This is a genomic window from Janthinobacterium sp. GW822-FHT07A03 (genome assembly GCF_058798815.1).
The window spans coordinates 1,205,634-1,225,119 of the sequence record NZ_JBXAKW010000001.1 but is presented as its reverse complement, the minus strand read 5'-3'; the positions used below and the strand labels follow the sequence as shown (position 1 = coordinate 1,225,119).

The 19,486-nt window shown below is 60.7% G+C and carries 21 protein-coding genes; 7 read left to right on the top strand and 14 right to left on the bottom strand.

The features are described 5' to 3' along the window. Nucleotides 1-249: 249 nt before the first annotated feature. Together AC1RJW_RS05555 and AC1RJW_RS05550 are read left to right on the top strand one after the other, a co-directional pair. Nucleotides 250-1,782 carry a beta propeller repeat protein gene (locus AC1RJW_RS05555; protein ID WP_493044117.1) on the top strand — a complete coding sequence of 511 codons (1,533 nt, stop codon included), beginning with the start codon at nucleotides 250-252 and terminating at the stop codon, nucleotides 1,780-1,782. Between the two features lie 40 nt (nucleotides 1,783-1,822). Then, a complete protein-coding gene (locus AC1RJW_RS05550) occupies nucleotides 1,823-2,032 on the top strand; it encodes a DUF1203 domain-containing protein (protein ID WP_493044116.1) in 210 nt (69 codons plus the stop codon). Nucleotides 2,033-2,104: 72 nt separating this feature from the next. Here AC1RJW_RS05550 and AC1RJW_RS05545 read toward each other — a convergent pair whose 3' ends face one another. The 4 genes from AC1RJW_RS05545 to phaC all read right to left on the bottom strand — a co-directional run bounded on the left by AC1RJW_RS05545 (nucleotide 2,105) and on the right by phaC (nucleotide 5,192). Then, on the bottom strand, nucleotides 2,105-2,251 hold the full coding sequence (locus tag AC1RJW_RS05545; RefSeq protein WP_493044115.1) for a hypothetical protein: 147 nt from the start codon (nucleotides 2,249-2,251) through the stop codon (nucleotides 2,105-2,107). A 35-nt stretch (nucleotides 2,252-2,286) separates the two neighbouring features. Continuing rightward, entirely contained in the window at nucleotides 2,287-2,481 is a 195-nt protein-coding gene (locus tag AC1RJW_RS05540; protein WP_493044114.1) for a nucleotidyltransferase family protein, read from the bottom strand. A 198-nt stretch (nucleotides 2,482-2,679) separates the two neighbouring features. Further along, nucleotides 2,680-3,243, bottom strand: a complete 564-nt coding sequence (gene phaR / locus AC1RJW_RS05535; RefSeq protein ID WP_010399000.1) for a polyhydroxyalkanoate synthesis repressor PhaR — start codon at nucleotides 3,241-3,243, stop codon at nucleotides 2,680-2,682. Nucleotides 3,244-3,467: 224 nt separating this feature from the next. Then, nucleotides 3,468-5,192 carry a class I poly(R)-hydroxyalkanoic acid synthase gene (phaC, locus tag AC1RJW_RS05530; protein WP_493044113.1) on the bottom strand — a complete coding sequence of 575 codons (1,725 nt, stop codon included), beginning with the start codon at nucleotides 5,190-5,192 and terminating at the stop codon, nucleotides 3,468-3,470. A gap of 239 nt (nucleotides 5,193-5,431) precedes the next feature. Here phaC and AC1RJW_RS05525 point away from each other — a divergent pair, with 239 nt between their 5' ends. Beyond that, nucleotides 5,432-5,665, top strand: a complete 234-nt coding sequence (locus AC1RJW_RS05525; protein ID WP_493044112.1) for a hypothetical protein — start codon at nucleotides 5,432-5,434, stop codon at nucleotides 5,663-5,665. Nucleotides 5,666-5,681: 16 nt separating this feature from the next. On the opposite strand, the gene pgeF is transcribed toward AC1RJW_RS05525, so the two are convergent. Both pgeF and AC1RJW_RS05515 read right to left on the bottom strand, forming a co-directional pair. Next, nucleotides 5,682-6,467, bottom strand: coding sequence for a peptidoglycan editing factor PgeF (pgeF, locus tag AC1RJW_RS05520; protein ID WP_493044111.1), 786 nt, complete (start codon nucleotides 6,465-6,467; stop codon nucleotides 5,682-5,684). Next, the gene (locus tag AC1RJW_RS05515; protein ID WP_034781141.1) at nucleotides 6,467-7,492 is read right to left on the bottom strand and encodes an RluA family pseudouridine synthase; all 1,026 of its coding nucleotides are present in this window, start codon (nucleotides 7,490-7,492) and stop codon (nucleotides 6,467-6,469) included. The genes pgeF and AC1RJW_RS05515 overlap by 1 nt, the downstream gene beginning before the upstream one ends. Nucleotides 7,493-7,581: 89 nt before the next feature. Here AC1RJW_RS05515 and AC1RJW_RS05510 point away from each other — a divergent pair, with 89 nt between their 5' ends. Further along, nucleotides 7,582-8,385 carry an outer membrane protein assembly factor BamD gene (locus tag AC1RJW_RS05510; RefSeq protein ID WP_493044110.1) on the top strand — a complete coding sequence of 268 codons (804 nt, stop codon included), beginning with the start codon at nucleotides 7,582-7,584 and terminating at the stop codon, nucleotides 8,383-8,385. A 34-nt stretch (nucleotides 8,386-8,419) separates the two neighbouring features. On the opposite strand, the gene yaaA is transcribed toward AC1RJW_RS05510, so the two are convergent. Continuing rightward, nucleotides 8,420-9,190: a peroxide stress protein YaaA gene (gene yaaA / locus AC1RJW_RS05505; protein ID WP_493044109.1), complete on the bottom strand. Its 771-nt coding sequence runs from the start codon at nucleotides 9,188-9,190 to the stop codon at nucleotides 8,420-8,422. Nucleotides 9,191-9,220: 30 nt separating this feature from the next. On the opposite strand from yaaA, the gene AC1RJW_RS05500 reads away from it, so the two are divergent. From AC1RJW_RS05500 to AC1RJW_RS05490, 3 genes are all read left to right on the top strand, one after another. Further along, the gene (locus AC1RJW_RS05500; RefSeq protein ID WP_493044108.1) at nucleotides 9,221-9,655 is read left to right on the top strand and encodes a putative toxin-antitoxin system toxin component, PIN family; all 435 of its coding nucleotides are present in this window, start codon (nucleotides 9,221-9,223) and stop codon (nucleotides 9,653-9,655) included. Between the two features lie 83 nt (nucleotides 9,656-9,738). Beyond that, a complete protein-coding gene (locus AC1RJW_RS05495; protein WP_493044107.1) occupies nucleotides 9,739-10,917 on the top strand; it encodes a pyridoxal phosphate-dependent aminotransferase in 1,179 nt (392 codons plus the stop codon). 41 nt (nucleotides 10,918-10,958) lie between these two features. After that, on the top strand, nucleotides 10,959-12,062 hold the full coding sequence (locus AC1RJW_RS05490) for an HD-GYP domain-containing protein (RefSeq protein WP_493044105.1): 1,104 nt from the start codon (nucleotides 10,959-10,961) through the stop codon (nucleotides 12,060-12,062). A gap of 42 nt (nucleotides 12,063-12,104) precedes the next feature. Here AC1RJW_RS05490 and AC1RJW_RS05485 read toward each other — a convergent pair whose 3' ends face one another. From AC1RJW_RS05485 to mshL, 7 genes are all read right to left on the bottom strand, one after another. Continuing rightward, nucleotides 12,105-12,563 (bottom strand): nuclear transport factor 2 family protein, encoded by a 459-nt coding sequence (locus AC1RJW_RS05485; RefSeq protein WP_493044103.1) that lies wholly within the window; start codon nucleotides 12,561-12,563, stop codon nucleotides 12,105-12,107. Nucleotides 12,564-12,798: 235 nt separating this feature from the next. Further along, complete coding sequence (locus tag AC1RJW_RS05480) at nucleotides 12,799-13,458, bottom strand: DUF2625 family protein (RefSeq protein ID WP_493044101.1); 660 nt, start codon at nucleotides 13,456-13,458, stop codon at nucleotides 12,799-12,801. Between the two features lie 172 nt (nucleotides 13,459-13,630). Then, the gene (locus tag AC1RJW_RS05475; RefSeq protein WP_493044099.1) at nucleotides 13,631-14,728 is read right to left on the bottom strand and encodes a serine hydrolase domain-containing protein; all 1,098 of its coding nucleotides are present in this window, start codon (nucleotides 14,726-14,728) and stop codon (nucleotides 13,631-13,633) included. Nucleotides 14,729-14,771: 43 nt separating this feature from the next. After that, on the bottom strand, nucleotides 14,772-15,689 hold the full coding sequence (locus AC1RJW_RS05470; protein WP_493044097.1) for an alpha/beta hydrolase: 918 nt from the start codon (nucleotides 15,687-15,689) through the stop codon (nucleotides 14,772-14,774). An 11-nt stretch (nucleotides 15,690-15,700) separates the two neighbouring features. Next, the gene (locus AC1RJW_RS05465; protein ID WP_493044095.1) at nucleotides 15,701-16,777 is read right to left on the bottom strand and encodes a tetratricopeptide repeat protein; all 1,077 of its coding nucleotides are present in this window, start codon (nucleotides 16,775-16,777) and stop codon (nucleotides 15,701-15,703) included. A gap of 17 nt (nucleotides 16,778-16,794) precedes the next feature. After that, nucleotides 16,795-17,697, bottom strand: a complete 903-nt coding sequence (locus AC1RJW_RS05460) for an ExeA family protein (protein WP_493044093.1) — start codon at nucleotides 17,695-17,697, stop codon at nucleotides 16,795-16,797. Further along, on the bottom strand, nucleotides 17,698-19,485 hold the full coding sequence (mshL, locus tag AC1RJW_RS05455) for a pilus (MSHA type) biogenesis protein MshL (RefSeq protein ID WP_493044091.1): 1,788 nt from the start codon (nucleotides 19,483-19,485) through the stop codon (nucleotides 17,698-17,700). Nucleotide 19,486 lies beyond the last annotated feature (1 nt).

Below are 19,486 nucleotides of genomic sequence, written 5' to 3'. Positions count from 1 at the left end.
ATTTCAGACATAGTTGGCAGCTAGTAAAATGGTGAGGCGAATCGTCTATTGTACCCCGAGCCGCCCTTAGCTGTCAGTGGCGGTCTGGTTTTGCTGCGGGATATGCAACGGTGGGAGCCACGGGCGACCTGCCCTGAGCATATTCTTTCACGCATTCCATATCTGGCTGCAGCCGATACTTGACTAATGTACTTGTTATTTCATACACAGTCTCGCTATAATAAAATTTTATTGCACTGTGGAAATAAAATGTTCATCAAAAATCTCGTTGCCAACGTTTTTGCAGGAGCCGTCTCTGCGCTGATGCTCGGTGGCTGTGTCACAACGCATGTGCAGCGCCCTCTCAGCGTCGGCGTGCCCTCCGAAGGTACAGCCGTTACTGTCAGCATTACTGCCAACACTGATGATGTGAACGGATTGGGCCAGATCACCTTGGGCCGCCTGAGTAGCGGAGACGCAGTATCCAGCCTGGTCCTCCAGCAATATATCCTGAACCAGGTTGCCAAGGATATGGCGCGCGACACGACTCTTTTCATGGGGACCCTGCCACCGGGGAAATACTACTTCAGTCAACTGGCCGACTCCGGCAAATCAAACCGCTACATCAAAATGGGCAGCGGCCTGGACTTATTTACTGTGGAGGAAGGCAAGCCGGTCGATCTGGGCCGCCTGATCGTCACTCCTCTTTATGGCGAGCGTGTACTGGTCGGCCGCAGCGTGCGGGTGCGAGACAACCGCACCCTGCTCGAACGCTATTCTCCCGAGCACCTGAAGCTGTTTGCACCCGAAAAGACAGTCAGCTGGTCCGGATCGCGCAGTGATACGGATCGCGCTGAGGAAGTCGCCATGGCCCGCCCCACCGGCGCCGAATGCGTGACGGAGCTACCAGACGGCAGCGTGGCGGCCGCAACCCGCATGGGCACAGTGCTGTGGCGCAGCCCTGAGGGAACATGGAAACAACTGGCCAGCGACAAAATAGAGACGCTGAACTGCGTGCAGCCGGTGCAAATGCCGGATGCAGACTTGCTGGCCTTCGGCGAGTTCGGCACCCTGCTGCGCCATGCGCCGGGACAGAACAAGCTTGAACCGGTTGACACTGGCAACCTTCCCTATGGCAATCTGGTCGGACTGGCTGGCAATATGGACGCTGGCTGGTATGTCGCCGTCCAGCGTAACAATGAAGTCACGATTTATCATTCCGCCCGTCTCGAGCGCGGCGAGTGGAATCAGGTACGCAGTGAGAAGCTGGGGAAGTGGCTCCTGAACCAGGACACCTGGTTCTGGCTGCGCGATATCGGCACAGGCTTTGCCTACACGTCGACGAAAGGAACGCTGCACCTCTACGACTACGCCAGTGGCCAGTGGTCAGAGCGGGCAATGCCCGATCGCCGTGTGGATGCGATGCGCATCAGCGGCAGCAGCATGTGGAGCCTCATAACACAAGGTTACGGGCCATTTGCGATCACCTCCAGAGATGCTTTCGTTTCAGTGAATCAAGGTCAAACCTGGCAAGAGGTCACCGCTAGCCACATTCCGCTGGTTCAGCGTACCGATGGCACCCTGCTGCGTTTTGAAAGCAGTCTGATGAGCGATACGACCTTACATGCCAGTAGCGACATGGGCAAAACGTGGACACTGGTGAACGCCAAACCGAAATCACGCGAGTTGACCCCGCTTAAATCGGGTGCGATTCTGGGAAAAATAACGCGCTGGAGCGTGCCGGCGCAATTTGAAATATCGAACGACGGCGGTAAAAGCTGGACTGCCGAAAGCATGAAGTGAAAGTTCTGACCGTCAGTCGACAGTGCCATGCCCACCCGATGTGAACGATGACTACCAGGCGGCATCCGTGCCGTCTGCCTGGATTGACTTGCAGAGTAAGAGCCGGATGGCGGACGCGCCTGAACATGTGGTGGAAGGCACGTCGATTGAAACCCTGATTGAGCAGATCTTTGCCAATCAGGAAGTCAGCTATATCCACGGCCACAACGCCAGACGCGGTTGCTACGCTGTCCGGGTTGACCGGGCATAGGTAGCAATGAATTGCATGTGCGATTCTCAGGCTCCTGCATCGCTTATCATCAAATGCAGGCTATGAGCTTGCTCAGTCCGGTTCCAAAGCACAGCAGGAAGCAGCACCTGGGAATTCAATACGTAGCTTGGGCCAGGTACCTTGCCAATTCTTGCCACGCACGCGGCCTGCGTAGACCGATTGCTTCGCTGTCAGAAATCGCTCTGTCGGCCGGACCACCAGATCGAAAAGATCATGCAGGCCGAAAGGAGCCGCTATATCGATGTCTGAAGGTCATTGAGTCGCACACCCACGGCAGTGGCGGTTTCCGGCCAGTATCTCATGGCATCGGAAGCGCTCAGGTAAGGCAGGTCCGCATTGCGTTCATGCATACGCGCCTGATTCTTTACCGACCAGCCCAGCGTGCCCTCGGCTGCAATCATTGATTGCAATTGCTCAAGCAGCGCCATACATACTCCTCGTGGACCTGCAGTTGCATATCAAACGAACGCTGCGATGTCATCCTTGCCGGACAGCGTCTGCCCATCAAGGAAAAATGGTTGTACCATGCTCCGATCAAAACCTGGCACACCGAGGCGATATGGCGCCTGAATGCACAACGGCACAGGAACTCCTGTGCCGTTGTAAGACGTAAAAACCGGATCAGCTTATTTTTTGTCCGTCGGCGGAACCGGCGGCACAAACGGGAACGTGCCGAACAGATTCTTGCTCTGGCTCTGCATCTGTTCCTGCATCTGCACGAACAGGCTCTTGCTCTGGTCGATGTAGTTGTTCATCATGCCCTGCATCATCGGGCCCTGGACATTCATGAACTGGGTCCACATTTCCGGGCTGAATGGCTTGCCTTCGAAACTGCCGGCCGACGTGCCCGTGAATTTGTGCTGGATATCGGTGAACGCCTGCACGTTCTTTTCCAGGTAGGATCCCATCATGCCCTGCATGGCGTGGCCATAGTAGCGGATGATCTGCGACAACACGCTGCTCGAGAACATGGGCGCGCCGTTCGCTTCCTCTTCCAAAATGATTTGCAGCAAGATGCTGCGCGTCAAATCTTCATTGGATTTGGCATCGACGACGGTAAACACCTCATTGTCCAACACCAGCTGCTTGACGTCCGTCAAGGTGATGTAGGAACTGGTTTGCGTGTCGTACAGACGGCGGTTGGGATATTTTTTAATCAGGCGGTCTATACTTTTTTTTGCACTACTCATCACAAGTTCCACTTATTGCGCCGCAGCGCATACTGAGTTAATCCGAAAAAAAAGCGAACGTGGGTCCGCTTTCGCACCTGCCTACGTTTTCCATTATAGAGTGGAAAACGGCTCCATTGCACATCAGGGTAGTAGATTCCCGCATTTATTGCAACGCAACTAAAAGTAGATTCCTGACAAGACCGGAGATTACGCCGGTCTTGCCGGGCAAAACGCTTTGTGAATTAATCTGCCCTGACTTTAACATACCGCCCCGGCGCCGGCTCGATTGCCGCGTGGCGCTTGTTGCCCGGCTTGCCTGGCGCCTTCACCTGGGCGCCGCCGTGTTCGGCCAGGAAAGCCGCCCATTCGGGCCACCAGCTGCCCACGTGCTCGGTCGCGCCTTCCATCCATTGCTCGGCAGTCAAGGGCCTGGATTTCGCCGTGCGGGCGCCTTTGCCTGCGTCGTTGCTCCAGTAACTGCGCTTTTTCTTCGACGCCGGATTGATCACGCCGGCGATATGGCCCGAAGCACCGAGAATAAAGCGGTTGGCTTTCGGTTTTTTCGGGTTCAGCAAGGCCGTGCTGGCATAGGCCGCGCCCCAGGGAACGATATGGTCTTCGCGCGAACCGTAGATGAAAGCGGGCGCGTCAATGCTGCTCAGGTCGACCTTTTCACCGGCCACCGTCAGCTTGCCCGGCACCTTCAGGCTGTTTTCCAGGTAGGTGTTGCGCAGATACCAGCAGAACATGGGGCCCGGCAAGCCCGTGCCGTCGCCATTCCAGTACAGCAAGTCGAACGCGGGCGGCTCCTTGCCCTTCAGATAATTCGACTGCACGTAATTCCACACGAGGTCGTTCGGCCGCAGGCTCGAGAAAGTGCTGCCCAGGTCGCGGCCCGACATCAGGCCGCCCTTGGCCAGGGTCTGCTCGCGCAGCGCCACTTGCGGCTCGTCAATAAAGACGTCGAGCGCGCCCGTGTCGCAGAAATCGAGGAAGGTGGTCAGCAGGGTCAGGCTGGCAGCGGGACTCTCGCCCCGTGCCTTGAGCACGGCCAGCGCCGTCGAGACGATGGTGCCGCCCACGCAAAAGCCGAACATGTTCAGCTTGTCCTGGCCGGAAATGTCCTGCGTCACCTGGATGGCTTCGATCACGCCTTGCTCCACGTAATCGTCCCACGTCAGGTGCTGCATGCTCATGTCCGGATTGCGCCAGGACATCAGGAACACGGTATTGCCCTGCTCCACCGCATAGCGCACGAGCGAGTTTTCTGGCTGCAAGTCAAGGATATAGAATTTATTGATGCACGGCGGCACCATCAGCAGGGGCCGCTGGTGTACCGTGGGCGTGCTTGGCGTGTACTGGATCAGCTGGAACAAGGCGTTTTCAAACACCACCGTGCCCGGCGTGGTGGCCACGTTGCGGCCCACTTCGAAGGCCGATTCGTCCGATTGCGAGATGCGGCCCTTCTGCATGTCGGCCAGCATATTGCTCAAGCCCTTGGCCAGGCTTTCGCCCTTGGTCTCGATCAGGGTTTGCTGGGCGTCGGGATTGGTGGCCAGAAAGTTGGCGGGCGACATGGCGTCGACGATTTGCTGTACCGCAAAGGCAATCTTTTGCTTCTGGTGCGGCGTCGCTTCCACGGCATCGGCCATGGCGCTGAGAAACTCGGCATTGAGCAGGTAGGCGGCCGCGTTGAAGGCCGACAGGGGGCTGGCGTGCCAGGCGGGCGCGGCGAAGCGGCGGTCTTTCAGCTCCGGCGCCTTGCCGGCCATAAAGTCAGCCCACAAACCCGTCAGCTTGGCCACATAGGCATTTTTCAGTTGCTCGATCGCTTCCGGCTTGATGCTGGCGCCCGCATCCTGCAAAATGCCGGCAATCGGATTGCCCTGGGGCTGCGGTACCATGTTGAACCACATCTTCCACTGCTCAGGATTGCTGATCTGCGCCATCCATTCCTTGGTCATCATTTGAGGATCGGGCATGTTCATAGATATATGTAAGTCCATTCAAGATTGAGGGACGCCGAACAAAGCCTACTGCGCGTCGGTATAGGCGGCCTGCGATGCTCACCGTACTAGAGTACGGTTGCGCTTCTTAACCACCTCTCCCTTCCGCTCGCTACGGTTTTGTTAGGCGCCGAAACGTAGTCGAAAAATAAATACTTTTGGATCATCTGCATGCAAACTCTTACCCACTGCCACTACTCATGATGCTCATGACCGCTGTTGCCTGGATCTATGTCGTCGGCCTCATGGCGCTGACGGAACCGTCCATCGTCGCCGGGGTGATGACCTTCGTGCTGTACTGCGTCATCCCGCTGTCCATCCTATTCTATCTGACGGGCTCGCGGCGACGCAAACGCAAGGCTGAGCGCGTCGCTGAACTGAACGCCCACGCACTCGCCTCAGCAGACGATAAAACAAAAACGGCAGACACATAAGTGCCTGCCGTGCAGATTATTTGCGCCAGATCAAACTGGCCTGTCTTCCCGTCACGCCGTCGCGCCGGTACGAGTAAAACTGCGCCGCATCGCTGACGGTGCAATATTCCCCGCCCGCCACTTGCGCCACGCCATCGCGAAGCAGCATGGTGCGCGCCAGCGCATAAATATTCGCCAGGTACTTGCCCGGCTTGCCGGCGATGGCGGCGAACGCATCCGACAACACTTGCCGTTCAGCATCATCGCGCGCGCCGTCGCGAAACGCCTGCAGCACGTCCTGCCCCACTTCGAATTGCTGCGGGCCAATGGCTGGCCCCAGCCAGGCGAGGATCTCCGTCGCGCCCTGCGCGCGCATGCTGTCCACCGTACGCTGCAAGACGCCGTTGGCCAGGCCGCGCCAGCCCGCATGCGCCGCGCCGACGACGAGGCCATCGCTTGAGCTGAACAGCACCGGCAGGCAATCGGCCGTCATCACCACGCACACGGCGCCCGCCTGCGTGGCGATGCTGGCATCGGCATCGGGCACGCAAGCGCCCAGCGTAGCGGCATCGGCAACGGCCACGCCATGCACCTGCGACAGCCAGGCCGGCTCGGCAGGCAAGACTGCCGCCAGCCGCGCTCGGTTGGCGGCCACATGCGCGGGCTCGTCGCCCACGTGCGTGCCCAGGTTCAAGCCGCCGCCGCCCTGCCCGTCACCATATGGCCCCTGGCTGACGCCGCCTGCGCGCACGGTCGCCAGCGCGCCCACGTTCGCGGGCAGGCCGGGCCAATGGGGAATAATGCAAGGCAACGGCGACGTCATCAGACCTGTTCCGGCTCGGGAATGCCGGCCGTGGCGATCAGTTGCGCGAAATCATCGGCCAGCGGCACGATCCACTCGCACGCTTCCAGGGTGCCCGGATGCACGAGGCCCAGGCGGCGCGCCTGCAGCGCCTGGCGCGAGAAGACGGACACCAGGTGCTGCTTGCCGTACACGTAATCACCGACCAGCGCAAAGCCCAGGTGCTGCATGTGCACGCGAATCTGGTGCGTGCGGCCTGTTTCCAGGCGGCATTGCATCAGGCTCACGGGACGGCGGTCGAGTTCGCCGCTGCCGATCAATTCATAGTGCGTGATGGCGGGCTTGGCGGTGAAATTCTCCGACACGGCCATCTTGACCCGGTCGCGCGGGTGGCGCGCGATGGACGCATCGATGGTGCCCGCCATTTTCGGCGTGCCCCATACCAGCGCGAAATACTCGCGCTTGACGGTGCGCGCCTGCAGCTGGCGCACGAGGTCCGTTTGCGAAGCGAGGGTCTTGCCAACGACCATCAGGCCGCTCGTATCCTTGTCCAGGCGGTGCACGATGCCGGCGCGCGGCACGCCGGCCAGCTGCGGGCAGTGGTGCAGCAAGCCGTTGAGCAAGGTGCCCGACCAGTTGCCGGGGCCCGGATGCACGACCAGTCCGGCCGGTTTGTTGATGACGATGATATGCTCATCTTCGTGCACGATGTTCAATTCCATCGCTTCCGGCTTAAAAGCCTCGTCTTCCGGCGCGCTTTGCGGCAGAATGACGATCTTCTCGTCGCCATAGGCGGTCATGTTGCGTTTGGCAACTTTTCCATCGACGGTCACGAAACCGGCTTCCAGCCACAATTGCAAGCGGCTGCGCGAGTATTGCGGCACCAGCTGGGCGATGACTTTATCGAGGCGGTGGCCGCAGGCGTCCGGCGTCAGTTCCAATGTAATCGGGGCCATTTCCTCGAAGACGTCGTCGGCGGCAAAATCGCCGTCAAACGCCTCTTCGGCAGCATGGTCAGAAAGGGAGTCAAACGCGGGGTCAGCCAAATTAGGCTTCGGAGTTAATATCACAGCATTCCCATCGGCTATAATCAGCCTATTGTAAAATCTTGGTTAAAACCTTCTTGCAAAACGTCATGCAAAAAAAATTATCGTTGGTAGTCGCTTCAGTCGTTCTGCTCGGCATGTCCGCTTGCAGCTTGTTGCCTGAAAAAGTGGATGAGACCAAAAACTGGTCCGTTACGAAATTATACTCGGAGGCGCGTGAAGAAATGGCCGGGCAGCACTATGAAGCTGCAATCGGCCTGTTCCAGAAGCTGGAGGCTAACTATCCTTTCGGCAACTATGCTCTGCAAGCGCAGATGGAGATCGCTTACGCGTATTATAAGTCGGGAGACCAGGCTCAGGCACTGGCCGCCGTCGAACGCTTCATCAAGTTGCATCCGAACCACGCCAATGTGGATTATATGTACTACTTGCGGGGCCTGATCAGCTTTAACGACCAGATCAGCTTCCTGAACTTCCTGTACGAGCAAGACCCGACCGAGCGCGATCCGAAAGCCACGCGCGAAGCGTTTGCCGCCTTCAAGCAACTGGTCGACAAGTTTCCAAATAGCAAATATGCGCCCGATTCGCTGGCCCGCATGAACTATTTGATCGATGCCATGGCGAAATACGAAGTGCACGTGGCGCGCTATTACTACCGCCGCGGCGCCTACCTGGCCGCCGCCAACCGCGCGCAAACGACGGTGAACGACTTCGCCGCCTCGCCGGCCATCGAAGAAGCGCTGTTCATCATGTACCGCTCGTACGACAAGCTGGGCTTGACCGACCTGCGCGACGATACCTTGCGCGTGCTGACCAAGAACTACCCGAACACGGCATTCCTCAGCCCGGAAGGGGTGAACAAGGAACGCAAGTGGTGGAAATTCTGGCAGTAAAATGAAAAAACCGGAGCTTGCTCCGGTTTTTTACTTATTCGCCGACCTTGCGCCGGAACACCCAGCTGGTGTCGTTCGACGCTTCCGGCACATACGCGTAGCCATCGACGTCGAACTGCTTCAGCTGCTGCGGATCGCGGATATTGTGGACGGCCGCATAGCGGGCCAGCATGCCGCGCGCGCGCTTGGCGTAGAACGAGATGATTTTATATTTGCCGTTCTTCCAGTCCTCGAACACGGGCGCGATGACGGGCACGTCCAGCTGGCGCGGCTTGACGGATTTGAAATATTCTTCAGAAGCAAGATTTACCAGTACCTTTGCGCCCTGCTCCTTCGCCGCGCGGTTCAGGCCGTTGGTGATGGTGTCGCCCCAGAACGCATACAAATCCTTGCCGCGCGCGGTCGACAGGCGCGTGCCCATTTCCAGGCGGTGCGGGTGGATCAGGTCCAGCGGGCGCAGCAAGCCGTACAGGCCCGATAAAATGCGCACGCGCGACTGGGCATAGTCGAGCTGGGCCGGCTGCAGGCTGCGCGCCTCGAAACCGGCGTACACGTCGCCATTGAAGGCCATGATGGCCTGGTGCGCGTCGTCGAGCTTGGGGGTCCAGGACGCGTAGCGGGCCACGTTCAGGGCGGACAAGGCATCGGAAATACCCATCAGGCTGCCCACTTCGGCGGGCGAGAACTGGCGCATGCGGGCTATGAGCTGGGCGGAATGGTCGAGAAAATCGGGGGTGCTGTGCAACGAGGTTGTTGGCGGCGTCTCCAGGTCGAGACTCTTGGCGGGCGAAAGCACGATCAACATAAATTATCACTACAGAATAGAATTGCCGACATGATACCTGCTCCACAAAAACTCGTCCTCGACACCAACGTTTGCCTCGACCTGTTCGTCTTCAACGACCCGCGCTGGGCGGGCCTGCTGGCGGCCATGGAAAGCGGCGCCGTGCACGCCATCACGCGCGAAGATTGCCGCGCGGAATATCTTGTCGTATTGCATTATAAACATCTGCCCCTCGACGAAGCCAGCCGCGCCATTGCCGCCGCCCGCTTCGACGCCCACATCAGCGTCGTGGCGCCGCCCGTCTCCGGCGTGCGCCTGCCCGTCTGCACGGACAAGGATGACCAGAAATTCCTCGAACTGGCGCGCGACGCCAACGCCGATATCCTCATCACCAAGGACAAGGCCCTGCTGAAACTGGCCCGCAAGACGGCCAAGGCCGGCATGTTCAGGATCATGGTGCCGGAAGGCTGGACGTTGCCGGGCTGAGCCGCCAAAGCCCCGCACGCGACAGGGCGCGCTGCGCTAGAATGGGAAACGATTCCACTTTCCGCACCGCGGCCCTACCGTTCATGAACAGCCCGTCCCTGCCCCACCTGACTCCCACCCTGACCACCCGCCTGCCTCTGGTGGGCACCACCGTGTTTACCCGCATGTCCAGCCTGGCGGCCCAGCATGGCGCCGTCAACCTGGGCCAGGGCTTTCCCGACTTCGATTGCGACCCGGCACTGGTCGAACGGGTCAGCGACGCCATGCGCGCCGGCCACAACCAGTATCCGATGATGACGGGCGCAGCGCCCCTGCGCGAAGCCATCGCCGCGAAGATCGCCAGCCTGTACGGCCACGCCTACGATGCGGGCACGGAAATCACCGTCACGGCCGGCGCCACGCAGGCGCTGACGACGGCGATTTTGTGCTGCGTGCACCCGGGCGACGAAGTCATCGTCATCGAACCGGCCTACGACAGCTACCTGCCCGCCATCGCGCTGGCCGGCGGCGTGCCCGTGCTGGTGGCCATGCAAGTGGGAGAGGCGGGCTACAGCGTGCCGTGGGACAAGCTCGCTGCCGCCGTCAGCAGCAAGACGCGCTTGATCATCATCAATACGCCGCATAACCCGACGGGCACGATCCTGCGCCCGGCCGACGTGGCGGCGCTGGCCGACATCGTGCGCGGCACGCAAATCCTGATTTTGTCCGATGAAGTCTACGAGCACATGGTGTACGACGGCGTGCGCCATGAGTCGCTCGCCCGCCATCCGGAACTGGCGGCGCGCAGCTTCATCGTCTCCAGCTTCGGCAAGACGTATCACGTCACGGGCTGGAAAGTGGGCTATGTGGCGGCGCCCGCGGCCCTGACGGTGGAATTTCGCAAGGTGCACCAGTACAACGTGTTTACCGTCAACACGCCCATGCAGCACGGCATCGCCGGTTACATGGCCGACCCGCAGCCGTACCTGGACTTGCCCGCGTTTTACCAGCGCAAGCGCGATTTGTTCCGCGACGGCCTGGCGGGCAGCCGCTTTACCCTGCTGCCGGCCGACGGCACGTATTTCCAGTGCGTGCGCTACGATGCCATTTCGCAAGAGACCGAAGCGCAGTTCGCCGAATGGCTGACGGCGGAAATCAAGGTGGCCGCCATCCCCGTGTCCGCGTTTTACGCGCAGGGCAAGGAATCGGGCATCGTGCGCTTCTGCTTTGCCAAGCAGGACGAGACCTTGCGCCTGGCGCTCGAGCGCCTGCGCAGCATTTAACGACAGTACTTCTCCGCCCCGGCGGAGCAAAGGATGACAGCATGGTACAGCGTCGCATCGGCCCGGCCGACCTGGTTCCCGGCGAACCCCTGCCCTGGGATCTGTTTCTGGCTGACCATAGTGCCGGCCCGCAACTGCGCAAGGGGCAGATCATCACGGACGGCGCGCAGCTGGGGAGGCTGATGCAGCTGGGCCTGTATGTGGGCACGCCCGACCAGCCATCCGTCTTGCGCTTGCTCAATGAAGCGGCGCAGCGCCTGGAGCGCCTGCTGCTGGCCTTGCGCAGCGAAAACAATGCCGAGCGCGACGTGCGCGACATCGCCCGCGAACTGCTGCGCGCGCTCGAACACGATGCCGACATCGCCCTGGCCAGCATCCTGCTCAACCAGATCGCGGGCAGCTACGCCGTGCGCCACTGCATCGAAACGGCGCTGCTGGCCATGCTGGTGGGCCGCAGCATGCACAAGTCCCACGATGAACTCTTATTGATCGGCGCGGCCGCGCTGACGATGAACGTGGGCATGCTGCGCCACCACGACAGTTTCCAGGACCGGCGCGGCCCCCTGAACGACGACGAAATGCGCATCGTGCGTCTGCATCCGCAGGAAAGCACGGAATTGCTGCGCTGCGCCGGCGTCGACGACGAGGAATGGCTGAGCTGTGTGCTCTTGCACCATGAAAACGATGACGGCAGCGGCTACCCGCAGGGGCGCACGGCCGATGAAATCCTGCAGAATGCCAAGCTGATCGGCCTGGCCGACCGCTATTGCGCCCGCGTCTCGGCGCGCAACTACCGGCGCTCCATCGTGCCCGACCAGGCGCTGCAGCATATCTTCCTCGACCAGAACCTGCCCATCGACCCGCTGCTGGGCGAGCAGTTCGTCAATTTGCTGGGCAAATATCCGCCCGGCACGCTGGTGCGCCTGCGCAGCGGCGAACTGGGCGTCGTCACGCAACGGGGCGCCGCCCACGTGCACCCGCTCAGCGACCCGCTGGGCGCGCCGCTGGCCGCCGCCGAACTATCGCGGATGACGCCGCGCGACACGGGCGACAGCCAGTTCGCCATCGTCTCGTCGCTGCATGAAGACGATGCCGGCGTACACTTCAGCATGCGGCATGTCTGGGGCGATGAGGCGCGGCTCTAGTCTGTCCGGATGACGCCGGGGCCAGCGCCACACAGTGTTACTTCACGGTTTAGGCGGACGAATGCCCGTGTACTGAGCGCTGACGAGCAGCCATTGCTTGTCGACAAGCCGGGCGACATACCCGGCGCGCATGGCGAAGGTGCGGGCCGCCCCTTCCTGATTGAGCCGGTAGGACAGCCGGGCCGAGATGAGCGCCGTATCGCCAAGGAGGCGCACCGCCGGTTCATCGACCTGGACTTGAGGACCCGGCCGCTTCTGCTCCGGCGCATAGAAGGACAGCATCTTTTCACGGCCGTCCACCTCGCCGACCGGCGATATTTCCACATAATTCTCGGCCGTGATGGCTTTCAAGGCGGCTTGATCGAAGCTGCTCTGGGCCTGCGCATGGCGCTGCACCAAAGCCACCAGTTCGGCGTCGGCGGGCGCCGCGTTCGCACTACCGATAACGCCCAAGCTGCCAAGCAGGCAGGTGGAAAGGACATGTGGAAAGGTCAATTTCATGCGTGTTCATCCTGGTCATGGTCATTGGGAAGCGTCCGTTGATGACTGCGCTACCGTCAGCATCGGACACCCGCTTGCGGGCCTCGCCTCACGAGAAAGCCCACTGCATGCTATCGCCTTGCCCATTTCTGTAGCATGCCATTGCGACAAACCGCTGGATTGGTGGATTGAAATGCCATTCCACCGCCTCGGGATGCGCATGGCGATGCTTTCAGATATGCCCGCAAGCCCTGCCTCAGCGCGCGTCGGGCAACTTCTGTTGCAGATCAAGGTTGAGCGCCCACTGCTCTTCCACGGCAATGGCGCGCCGCGAACTGGTCTTGAGGGAACCCTCTTGCGTCCACAGGAATGGATAAAAATTCAGGCATAGCTCGCCGGGCAAGGGCAATTCGGGCAATTCGTCAAAGTCCTCCGCGTCGCCAGGCTGGCGGCCGTAAAACTGCCGTAACTGGCTGGTAAAGGCCCATTGGACAAACGTCGTGAAGCCGATCTCCAGCGCTTCCCACTCCAGCGTCTCGGGAGCCAGGTAATACATATTGCCCTGATCGTCCCCGAGTGCGCCGCCATTGATGGCAAAAAATCCGCCCAGCACGTCGTCGGCGACCAGCAGAAAACCGTCGGCCTTTCCTTTGTTCCAGGCAGCGATATCCCGGCCCAGCCTGGCATGTCCCGACCCCAGTATGCGCAGCCAGCCGTCATCCACCAGGATGCCTCCCGTTTCATAGGCTATCGCCCCCAGGGGAGAGCGCGTGGTGACCTGCAGGCTCAGCAGCACATCCTCCCTGCCGGCCGAGGGTGGCAGCAATTCCACCGGCAAGTCGGCCTCGTCGGCCCATTGCCTGATCAGGGGAAATGCCGGGTCTTCGCTATCGAGTAATTCATTCAATGTACGCATGCAATCTGACCTTATCGATGAGCGCTTGCGGCAGTCCGGGAGCGCAAGGGCGCTGCGGACATTGCCGCTTCGGCGCTATTGTTTTTCGCACACGGCCGGCCGCGACAACATGCCCGCATCCGGGTGGCCGGCAGCCGCAACCTTCGGCACTGCTGATGCCAGAGCAATCTGACTACCTCACAAGATTGCTATTCATCACTATTTCCCTTATTTTTATTTCATAATAGTAATGCAGCGCGCTATCTTCGCTGAACTGATTTTCCAGGACGACAACATCAACATTTTTTTCAGGAAAATATACCTTGACCGATGCAAATCCCAATCCCTTCCCAGAGTGCCCGATGTATTTTACGGGTGTTTTATCGCTCACATACACACCGTAGCCATATCCTACGTCTTCAGTTCCGAAAGCAACATGCTGGCTGGATATGGTGTAGTCAGTCATCAGTTTATAGCTTGTCGGTTTTAAGATCTTTCCGTTGTGAAGCTTATCATCCCAGACAGCCAAATCCTTTGCATTGGAAACGATCCCTCCAGCCGGAATAAAACCGAGCCAGCCTGCGCCCTGAACGGGATGCTCCTTCAACTCCAACACATTGTTTGAATTGACATAAGCCTTGATAACGTTATTCTTCTTGTTTTCTTCATAGCAAAAACTGTTGTGCATTCCCAGTTCCTTGAACAAGTCATTGGCCGCCTCGATATACGTTTTCCCGCTGACTTTTTCAAAAATAGTGCCCAGCATGGTGTAGGTCGTCACCCCATACAGGAAGCCCGTTCCGGGCTTGAAGCTCAGCGGCTTGTCAATGTCAGTGATTCCCGCCGAAAAGTTCAGCAGTTGATGCACCGTCACCTCGTCGGCCCAGGCCTGCGGCAAATCGGGCAAATATTTTCTGACGGGACTGTGCAAATCGATGTTGCCTTTTTCAACTTCCCTCAACATCAGCACGGCCGTAACCTGCTTGCTATTCGACATGATCCGGAAATTATCCTCCAGCCTCAATGGTATTTTGTTTTCCACATCCGCATACCCAAAGGCTTTTGAATATGTCGTCTTGCCATTTTTCGTGATGAGAATGACGCCATTAAAACTTCTTGGACTTGTTGTCTGGATCAATCTGTCAATTTCAGCGGCGTAGCCATCTGTCTTTTCCGCACGTGCATTATCGCCAAGCTGCGCATACACGAACGTCGGGATGGTCAACAAGAAGGAGAGCGCCAGCATCATCAGTGACGAAGCCATTTTTTTGCCGGCATCTGGAGTTTTCATGGGGATATCCCGGGTTGGCTTATTACTTCCAGTGAAACCGGTTTCAATTCGAGGATTTCAGGTAGGCCCGCAAGCCATGCGTGAGCACAAAGGGAAACACGCTCGCGTGGTCTTCGTCCGCGAACACGCGCAGGCGGGTCTTCAGGCCGGGAAACTTGCGCGATTTCAGCTTGCCGTCGAACTCGCGCAAGTCGGCCACCATGTCGGCGTCTTCCTCCGCACGCGAACGCTTCTTTCCTGCTGACAATTTTTCCAGGCCGCCGATGCCGAAGAATACGGACGCGGGCAAGTCCTTGTGGCTGCCCGCATACGCCTGCTCGCGGTCGAACATGACGCCGGCGTCGTACCACAGCGAGGGGCTGCCGAGGATGTAGTGCTCGAAGGTACGCGGTTCCGTCAGCAGCAATTGCAGGCCCAGCAGGCTGCCGTAGGAATGGCCGATAAACACCTTGCGCTGCATGTCGACGCGATAGTGCTGTGCGATGAAGGGAAACACCTCGCCCGAGACGAACTGGCCATACGCCTTCGCTTCGCCGAACGCCGGTTGGCGCCCCGGCATGTCCGAGCGGTAATCGTGCTTGCGCGGCGTGGTGGGCGTGTAGTCGCGGCGGCGGCTGTACACGCCGCCATCGCCGTTGGCGTACGACAGGCCGACCACCACCACTTCTTCCATTCCCGCATGCTTGTTCAGGCGCTGCGCGATATTGCGCACGACGGGAAACGCATAATTGGCATCGACGACGAACAGTACTGGATAGCGTTTATTTCCCTGCCGATAGGAGTCGGGCAAGGCGACATAGAGCTGGTAGTCGCGCTTCAATCCTTGCGCGCGGATGTCGCGCACTTCGGTATTCTCAAGAACGTAGCTGGCGGGAGCGCTGGCGGGGGCGGCCAATGCGTTGTTGGCAAGCACACACAGGGCAATGACGAGGCTGACAGGTTTCAAACTGGTTTCTTTCATTAAGGCAAACGTTACTTCGCCGCAGCCGCCGTCAACTGCACCAGCTTGCGCTCGACAAAGGCCTGCAGCTGGGGCGACAGGGTTTGCAAGCTCTTGGCGCGCTCGAACGCCTGGCGCGCCTGGGCCGGGTGATTGTCGGCTTGCAAGGAGATGCCCAGGCCCATCCACCAGACGCTGTTGTCGGGTACCGCCTGCAGGGCCTGCTGGTAGTGCTCGGACGCTTCGCGGTAGCGCTGCTCGCGCTGCAGCACGCCGGCCAGGAAGGCGTGGTATTCGCCGTTGTCGGCGGCGTACGGCAAGCTGCGCGTCAAGGTGTCGAGGGCGGCCGCGCCGCCGTTGGCCTTGTCCAGCTGCAAACGGGCCAGCATCATCGCTTGCGCCGGCTGTTTCGGGTCCAGCGCCAGGCTTAGCTGCAACTGGCGCGCAGCTTCGTCGGGGCGCTGCGCTTCGAGCAGCAGGCGCACCAGGGTTTCGCGCGCGCCCTGGTGGCGCGGGTCCAGCTGCAGGGTCTGCTGCAAGGCCAGCATGGCGTCGGAGACGCGGCCGTCCTGCAACTGGGCCAGCGCGCGCCGGTATTCATTCTCCACGCGCTGCTGCGGCGTGACTTGTTTTCCGTCAATGATGCGCTCGCTGGCAGCCGGCACCGGCGTTTTCAGCACGGGCGCAGCGGCAGGCTTGGCGGGTTTTTCCATGATGCGCCGCACTTCGGCGGTCCGCGCCCTGGCGGGCGCCGGGGCGGGCTGCCCGGCCTGGGACACGGGTTCGGGCTCTACCGCCGGGGCGGACACCACCGGCGCAGGCGCTACGGCGACAGGCACTGGAACGGGCACTGGAACGGGTACCGGCACAGGCGCCGGAACCGGGTTGCTGGCCACATTCACCAGCACGGGCGGCACCGCCGGCCGCTTCAGGTAGACCCAGCCCAGGGCGATGGCCACCGCCGTCAGGCCGGCCGCACCGCCGAAAACGAGCGCGCGCGAGACGCCCCGCTCGCGTTCAGGCACGGAGCGGATGCCGGCCGCGTCGCCGCGTCCATCGGGGGTGCCGCGCGCGTCGAGGTCTTGCAACATCTTGTTAATCAGGCTCATCTACAGGCTCATCTTCGTCATCGGTTCAATAAAGTCCAGCTCACGCCGCAGGCGGCCAGCACGCCGGCGCCGGCCAGCCACGGCCATGGCCGTTGCCAGAAACGGCGCGGCTGGCTGGCCAGGGTATCGCTGGCGGCCAGCCCCACGTGGCGGCCGCTGACCTGTTGCCGCCCTTCCCCATACGCCACCATCAGCGCCTTGTGCGCCATGATGTTGATCAGGCGGGGAATGCCGCCGGACGCCTTGTACAGGCGGGCCACGCCGCCACGGCTGAACAGGCGCGCGCCGTCGAAACCGGCCACGCGCAAACGGTGCGCCACATAAAAATCCACGTCGTCGCGCGACAGCGGTCCCAGGTGATAGTGAAAGGTGATGCGCTGCGCCAGCTGGCGGATCTCCGGCAGGGCCAGCTTGACGTCCAGCTCCGGCTGGCCGAACAGCACGATCTGCAGCAGCTTGCGCTTTTCCGTTTCCAGGTTCGTCAGCAGGCGCAGCGCTTCGAGGCTGTCGACGGGAATCGCCTGGGCTTCGTCCAGGCACAGCAGGACGCGCTTGCCTTGCGCAGCCAGGTTGAGCAGACGCAAGTTGAGGGACTTGAGCAATTGATGCTGATCAGCATCTTTCTCCAGCAATACGTCAAGATCGTCGGCAAGGGCCAGGATCAGCGAACGGGGCGGCAGATTCGGGTTCGGGATGTAGGCCGTGACGAAGTCCGGCCCCAGCGACTGCATGAACTTGCGGCAAAGAAAAGTTTTACCCGTGCCCACTTCGCCAGTGATCTTGATGAAGCCCTCGCCATTGCGCGCCGCCACCAGCAAGGTGTTGAGCGCCTTTTGCGACTGCGGGCCGTTGAAGAAGAAACTGGTATCGGGCGTGAGGCCGAACGGCGCCTCGCGCAAGCCGAAATGGGCCTGGTACATTTAGCGCTGCTCCGACGGCCGGCGCGGGTCGAGCGCCTCGATGCGCCTGCCGGAATCGAGCAAGTCCTCGTTCCAGCTGCTGGCGCCTTCGACGATGGTGGGCTTGATCAGCACCACCAGCTCGCGCTTCTGGATCACCTGGCCCGTGTTGCGGAACAGCGCGCCCAGCACGGGAATGTCGCCCGCGCCCGGCACTTGCGAACGGTCAGAGGTGGTGGCCTGGCGCATCAGGCCGCCGATGGCGACGATGCGCCCATCCTGGCTGCGCACCATGCTGTCCATTTCGGACGTGCTGGACGCGGCCAGCGGCAGCTTCAGCGAGCCCGCGCTGCCCAGGTCGATCTGCTTGTTGACGGTGGTCACCTGGCTGACGGACGGATGCACGTGCAGGATGATGTTGCCCTGCTCGTCGATCTGCGGCGTCACGTCCAGCACCACGCCGGAAAAGAAAGGCTGCAGGGTGACATTCGGGCTGGAGGTGGTGCCGCCCGTGGTGCCGGTGGAGGTCACGGTGGTGCTCACGCCCGTGACGAAGAATTCGTCCGTGCCTATCTTCAGCACGGCCTTCTGGTTGTTCATGGTGGCGATGCGCGGACTCGACAGCACGTGCACGGCCCCCTGCGACTCCAGGAAGGAAATCATGGCGGCGAAATTGGCCGTCTGGAAAGCCAGGCCGAACATCGAGCCGGCCGCATTCGCCGCCGAACTGAGGCCAAAACCGCTGCTGGCCGTCAAGCCGCTGCCATTCGTCATGTTCGGCGGCTGGCCGCCGTTGAACGGCAGCGGCGCCAGGGTGCCGCCCGGCTGGATGAAGCCCGTCGAAATGCGGTTCGTGTGGCCGCTCTTGATCGAGGCGAACGACGCCCAGTTGATGCCGGTCTGGAAATTATCGTTCAATTCCACTTCGAGAATCTTGGCTTCCAGGATCACCTGGCGGTCTACCGACAGCTGCGTTGCCTTCAGGTACAGATCAACGGCACGCAGCTCATCGGGCATGCCGCGCACGACGACGACGCCGGACTGCGGGCTGATCACCACCTTGCGGCCATCGGCCGTGCCGCCGATGATGGCGCCCAGCGAGTCTTTCAGTTCGGCCCAGAAATTGCTGTCGGACGTGGTGCTCAGATTGGAACTGTCCTGCACCACTTGCTGGCCCGACTGGCCCGGCTGCTGCGGCAGGTTCTGCTGCGCCTGCTGGTTGCCGTTGCTCCCGCTCTGGCCGCTGGTGCTGGTACCGGCGTTCGCTACCGACGTCGAGGAAACGCGCAGGTTCGACATGCCCTTGCGGTTGCCCGTCAGATAGTTGACCTGGAACATGCGGGTTTGCATGGTGAGCGGGCGTATCGTAATGCGCGTGCCGTCGACCTTGTAATCATAGCCATACAGCTCGCGTACGGCGTCGAGCGCCTCGAACAGGGTCACATCTTTCAGGTTGGCGGAAATATTGCCCTGCACATCAGGATGCACGAGCATGTTGTAACGCGTGCCGTTGACGAGCGAGTGAAAGAACTGGCGCGCCGGGACGTTATTGAAGGCGACGTTAAAGCGCTCGTCGAGCACGCCGCGCGCCTTGGGCAACTGCGCGGCCAGCGCGGACGCCGGCGGCAGCAGCGCGTTTTCCACGGCCGCCGACTGCGCCGCAGGACTGGTGGTGGCCGCTGCGCCCGCCACCTGCTCCTTGATCGCATTGTAGGTGTCGCGCTTTACAGGCGCGACGTTGCAGGCGCACAAACCCGCTGCAAGTCCCAGGACGCCCGCCCGCTTGCTTATTTCAAGTATCTTCCGCATT

Excerpts from the sequence above, each read along its gene's own strand:
- AC1RJW_RS05555 (WP_493044117.1), top strand. The coding sequence starts at position 250 with ATGTTCATCAAAAATCTCGTTGCCAACGTTTTTGCAGGAGCCGTCTCT.
- AC1RJW_RS05540 (WP_493044114.1), bottom strand. The coding sequence starts at position 2,481 with ATGGCGCTGCTTGAGCAATTGCAATCAATGATTGCAGCCGAGGGCACG.
- phaR (WP_010399000.1), bottom strand. The coding sequence starts at position 3,243 with ATGAGTAGTGCAAAAAAAAGTATAGACCGCCTGATTAAAAAATATCCC.
- phaC (WP_493044113.1), bottom strand. The coding sequence starts at position 5,192 with ATGATGACCAAGGAATGGATGGCGCAGATCAGCAATCCTGAGCAGTGG.
- AC1RJW_RS05525 (WP_493044112.1), top strand. The coding sequence starts at position 5,432 with ATGATGCTCATGACCGCTGTTGCCTGGATCTATGTCGTCGGCCTCATG.
- pgeF (WP_493044111.1), bottom strand. The coding sequence starts at position 6,467 with ATGACGTCGCCGTTGCCTTGCATTATTCCCCATTGGCCCGGCCTGCCC.
- AC1RJW_RS05510 (WP_493044110.1), top strand. The coding sequence starts at position 7,582 with ATGCAAAAAAAATTATCGTTGGTAGTCGCTTCAGTCGTTCTGCTCGGC.
- yaaA (WP_493044109.1), bottom strand. The coding sequence starts at position 9,190 with ATGTTGATCGTGCTTTCGCCCGCCAAGAGTCTCGACCTGGAGACGCCG.
- AC1RJW_RS05500 (WP_493044108.1), top strand. The coding sequence starts at position 9,221 with ATGATACCTGCTCCACAAAAACTCGTCCTCGACACCAACGTTTGCCTC.
- AC1RJW_RS05495 (WP_493044107.1), top strand. The coding sequence starts at position 9,739 with ATGAACAGCCCGTCCCTGCCCCACCTGACTCCCACCCTGACCACCCGC.
- AC1RJW_RS05490 (WP_493044105.1), top strand. The coding sequence starts at position 10,959 with ATGGTACAGCGTCGCATCGGCCCGGCCGACCTGGTTCCCGGCGAACCC.
- AC1RJW_RS05485 (WP_493044103.1), bottom strand. The coding sequence starts at position 12,563 with ATGAAATTGACCTTTCCACATGTCCTTTCCACCTGCCTGCTTGGCAGC.
- AC1RJW_RS05480 (WP_493044101.1), bottom strand. The coding sequence starts at position 13,458 with ATGCGTACATTGAATGAATTACTCGATAGCGAAGACCCGGCATTTCCC.
- AC1RJW_RS05475 (WP_493044099.1), bottom strand. The coding sequence starts at position 14,728 with ATGAAAACTCCAGATGCCGGCAAAAAAATGGCTTCGTCACTGATGATG.
- AC1RJW_RS05470 (WP_493044097.1), bottom strand. The coding sequence starts at position 15,689 with ATGAAAGAAACCAGTTTGAAACCTGTCAGCCTCGTCATTGCCCTGTGT.
- AC1RJW_RS05465 (WP_493044095.1), bottom strand. The coding sequence starts at position 16,777 with ATGAGCCTGATTAACAAGATGTTGCAAGACCTCGACGCGCGCGGCACC.
- AC1RJW_RS05460 (WP_493044093.1), bottom strand. The coding sequence starts at position 17,697 with ATGTACCAGGCCCATTTCGGCTTGCGCGAGGCGCCGTTCGGCCTCACG.
- mshL (WP_493044091.1), bottom strand. The coding sequence starts at position 19,485 with ATGCGGAAGATACTTGAAATAAGCAAGCGGGCGGGCGTCCTGGGACTT.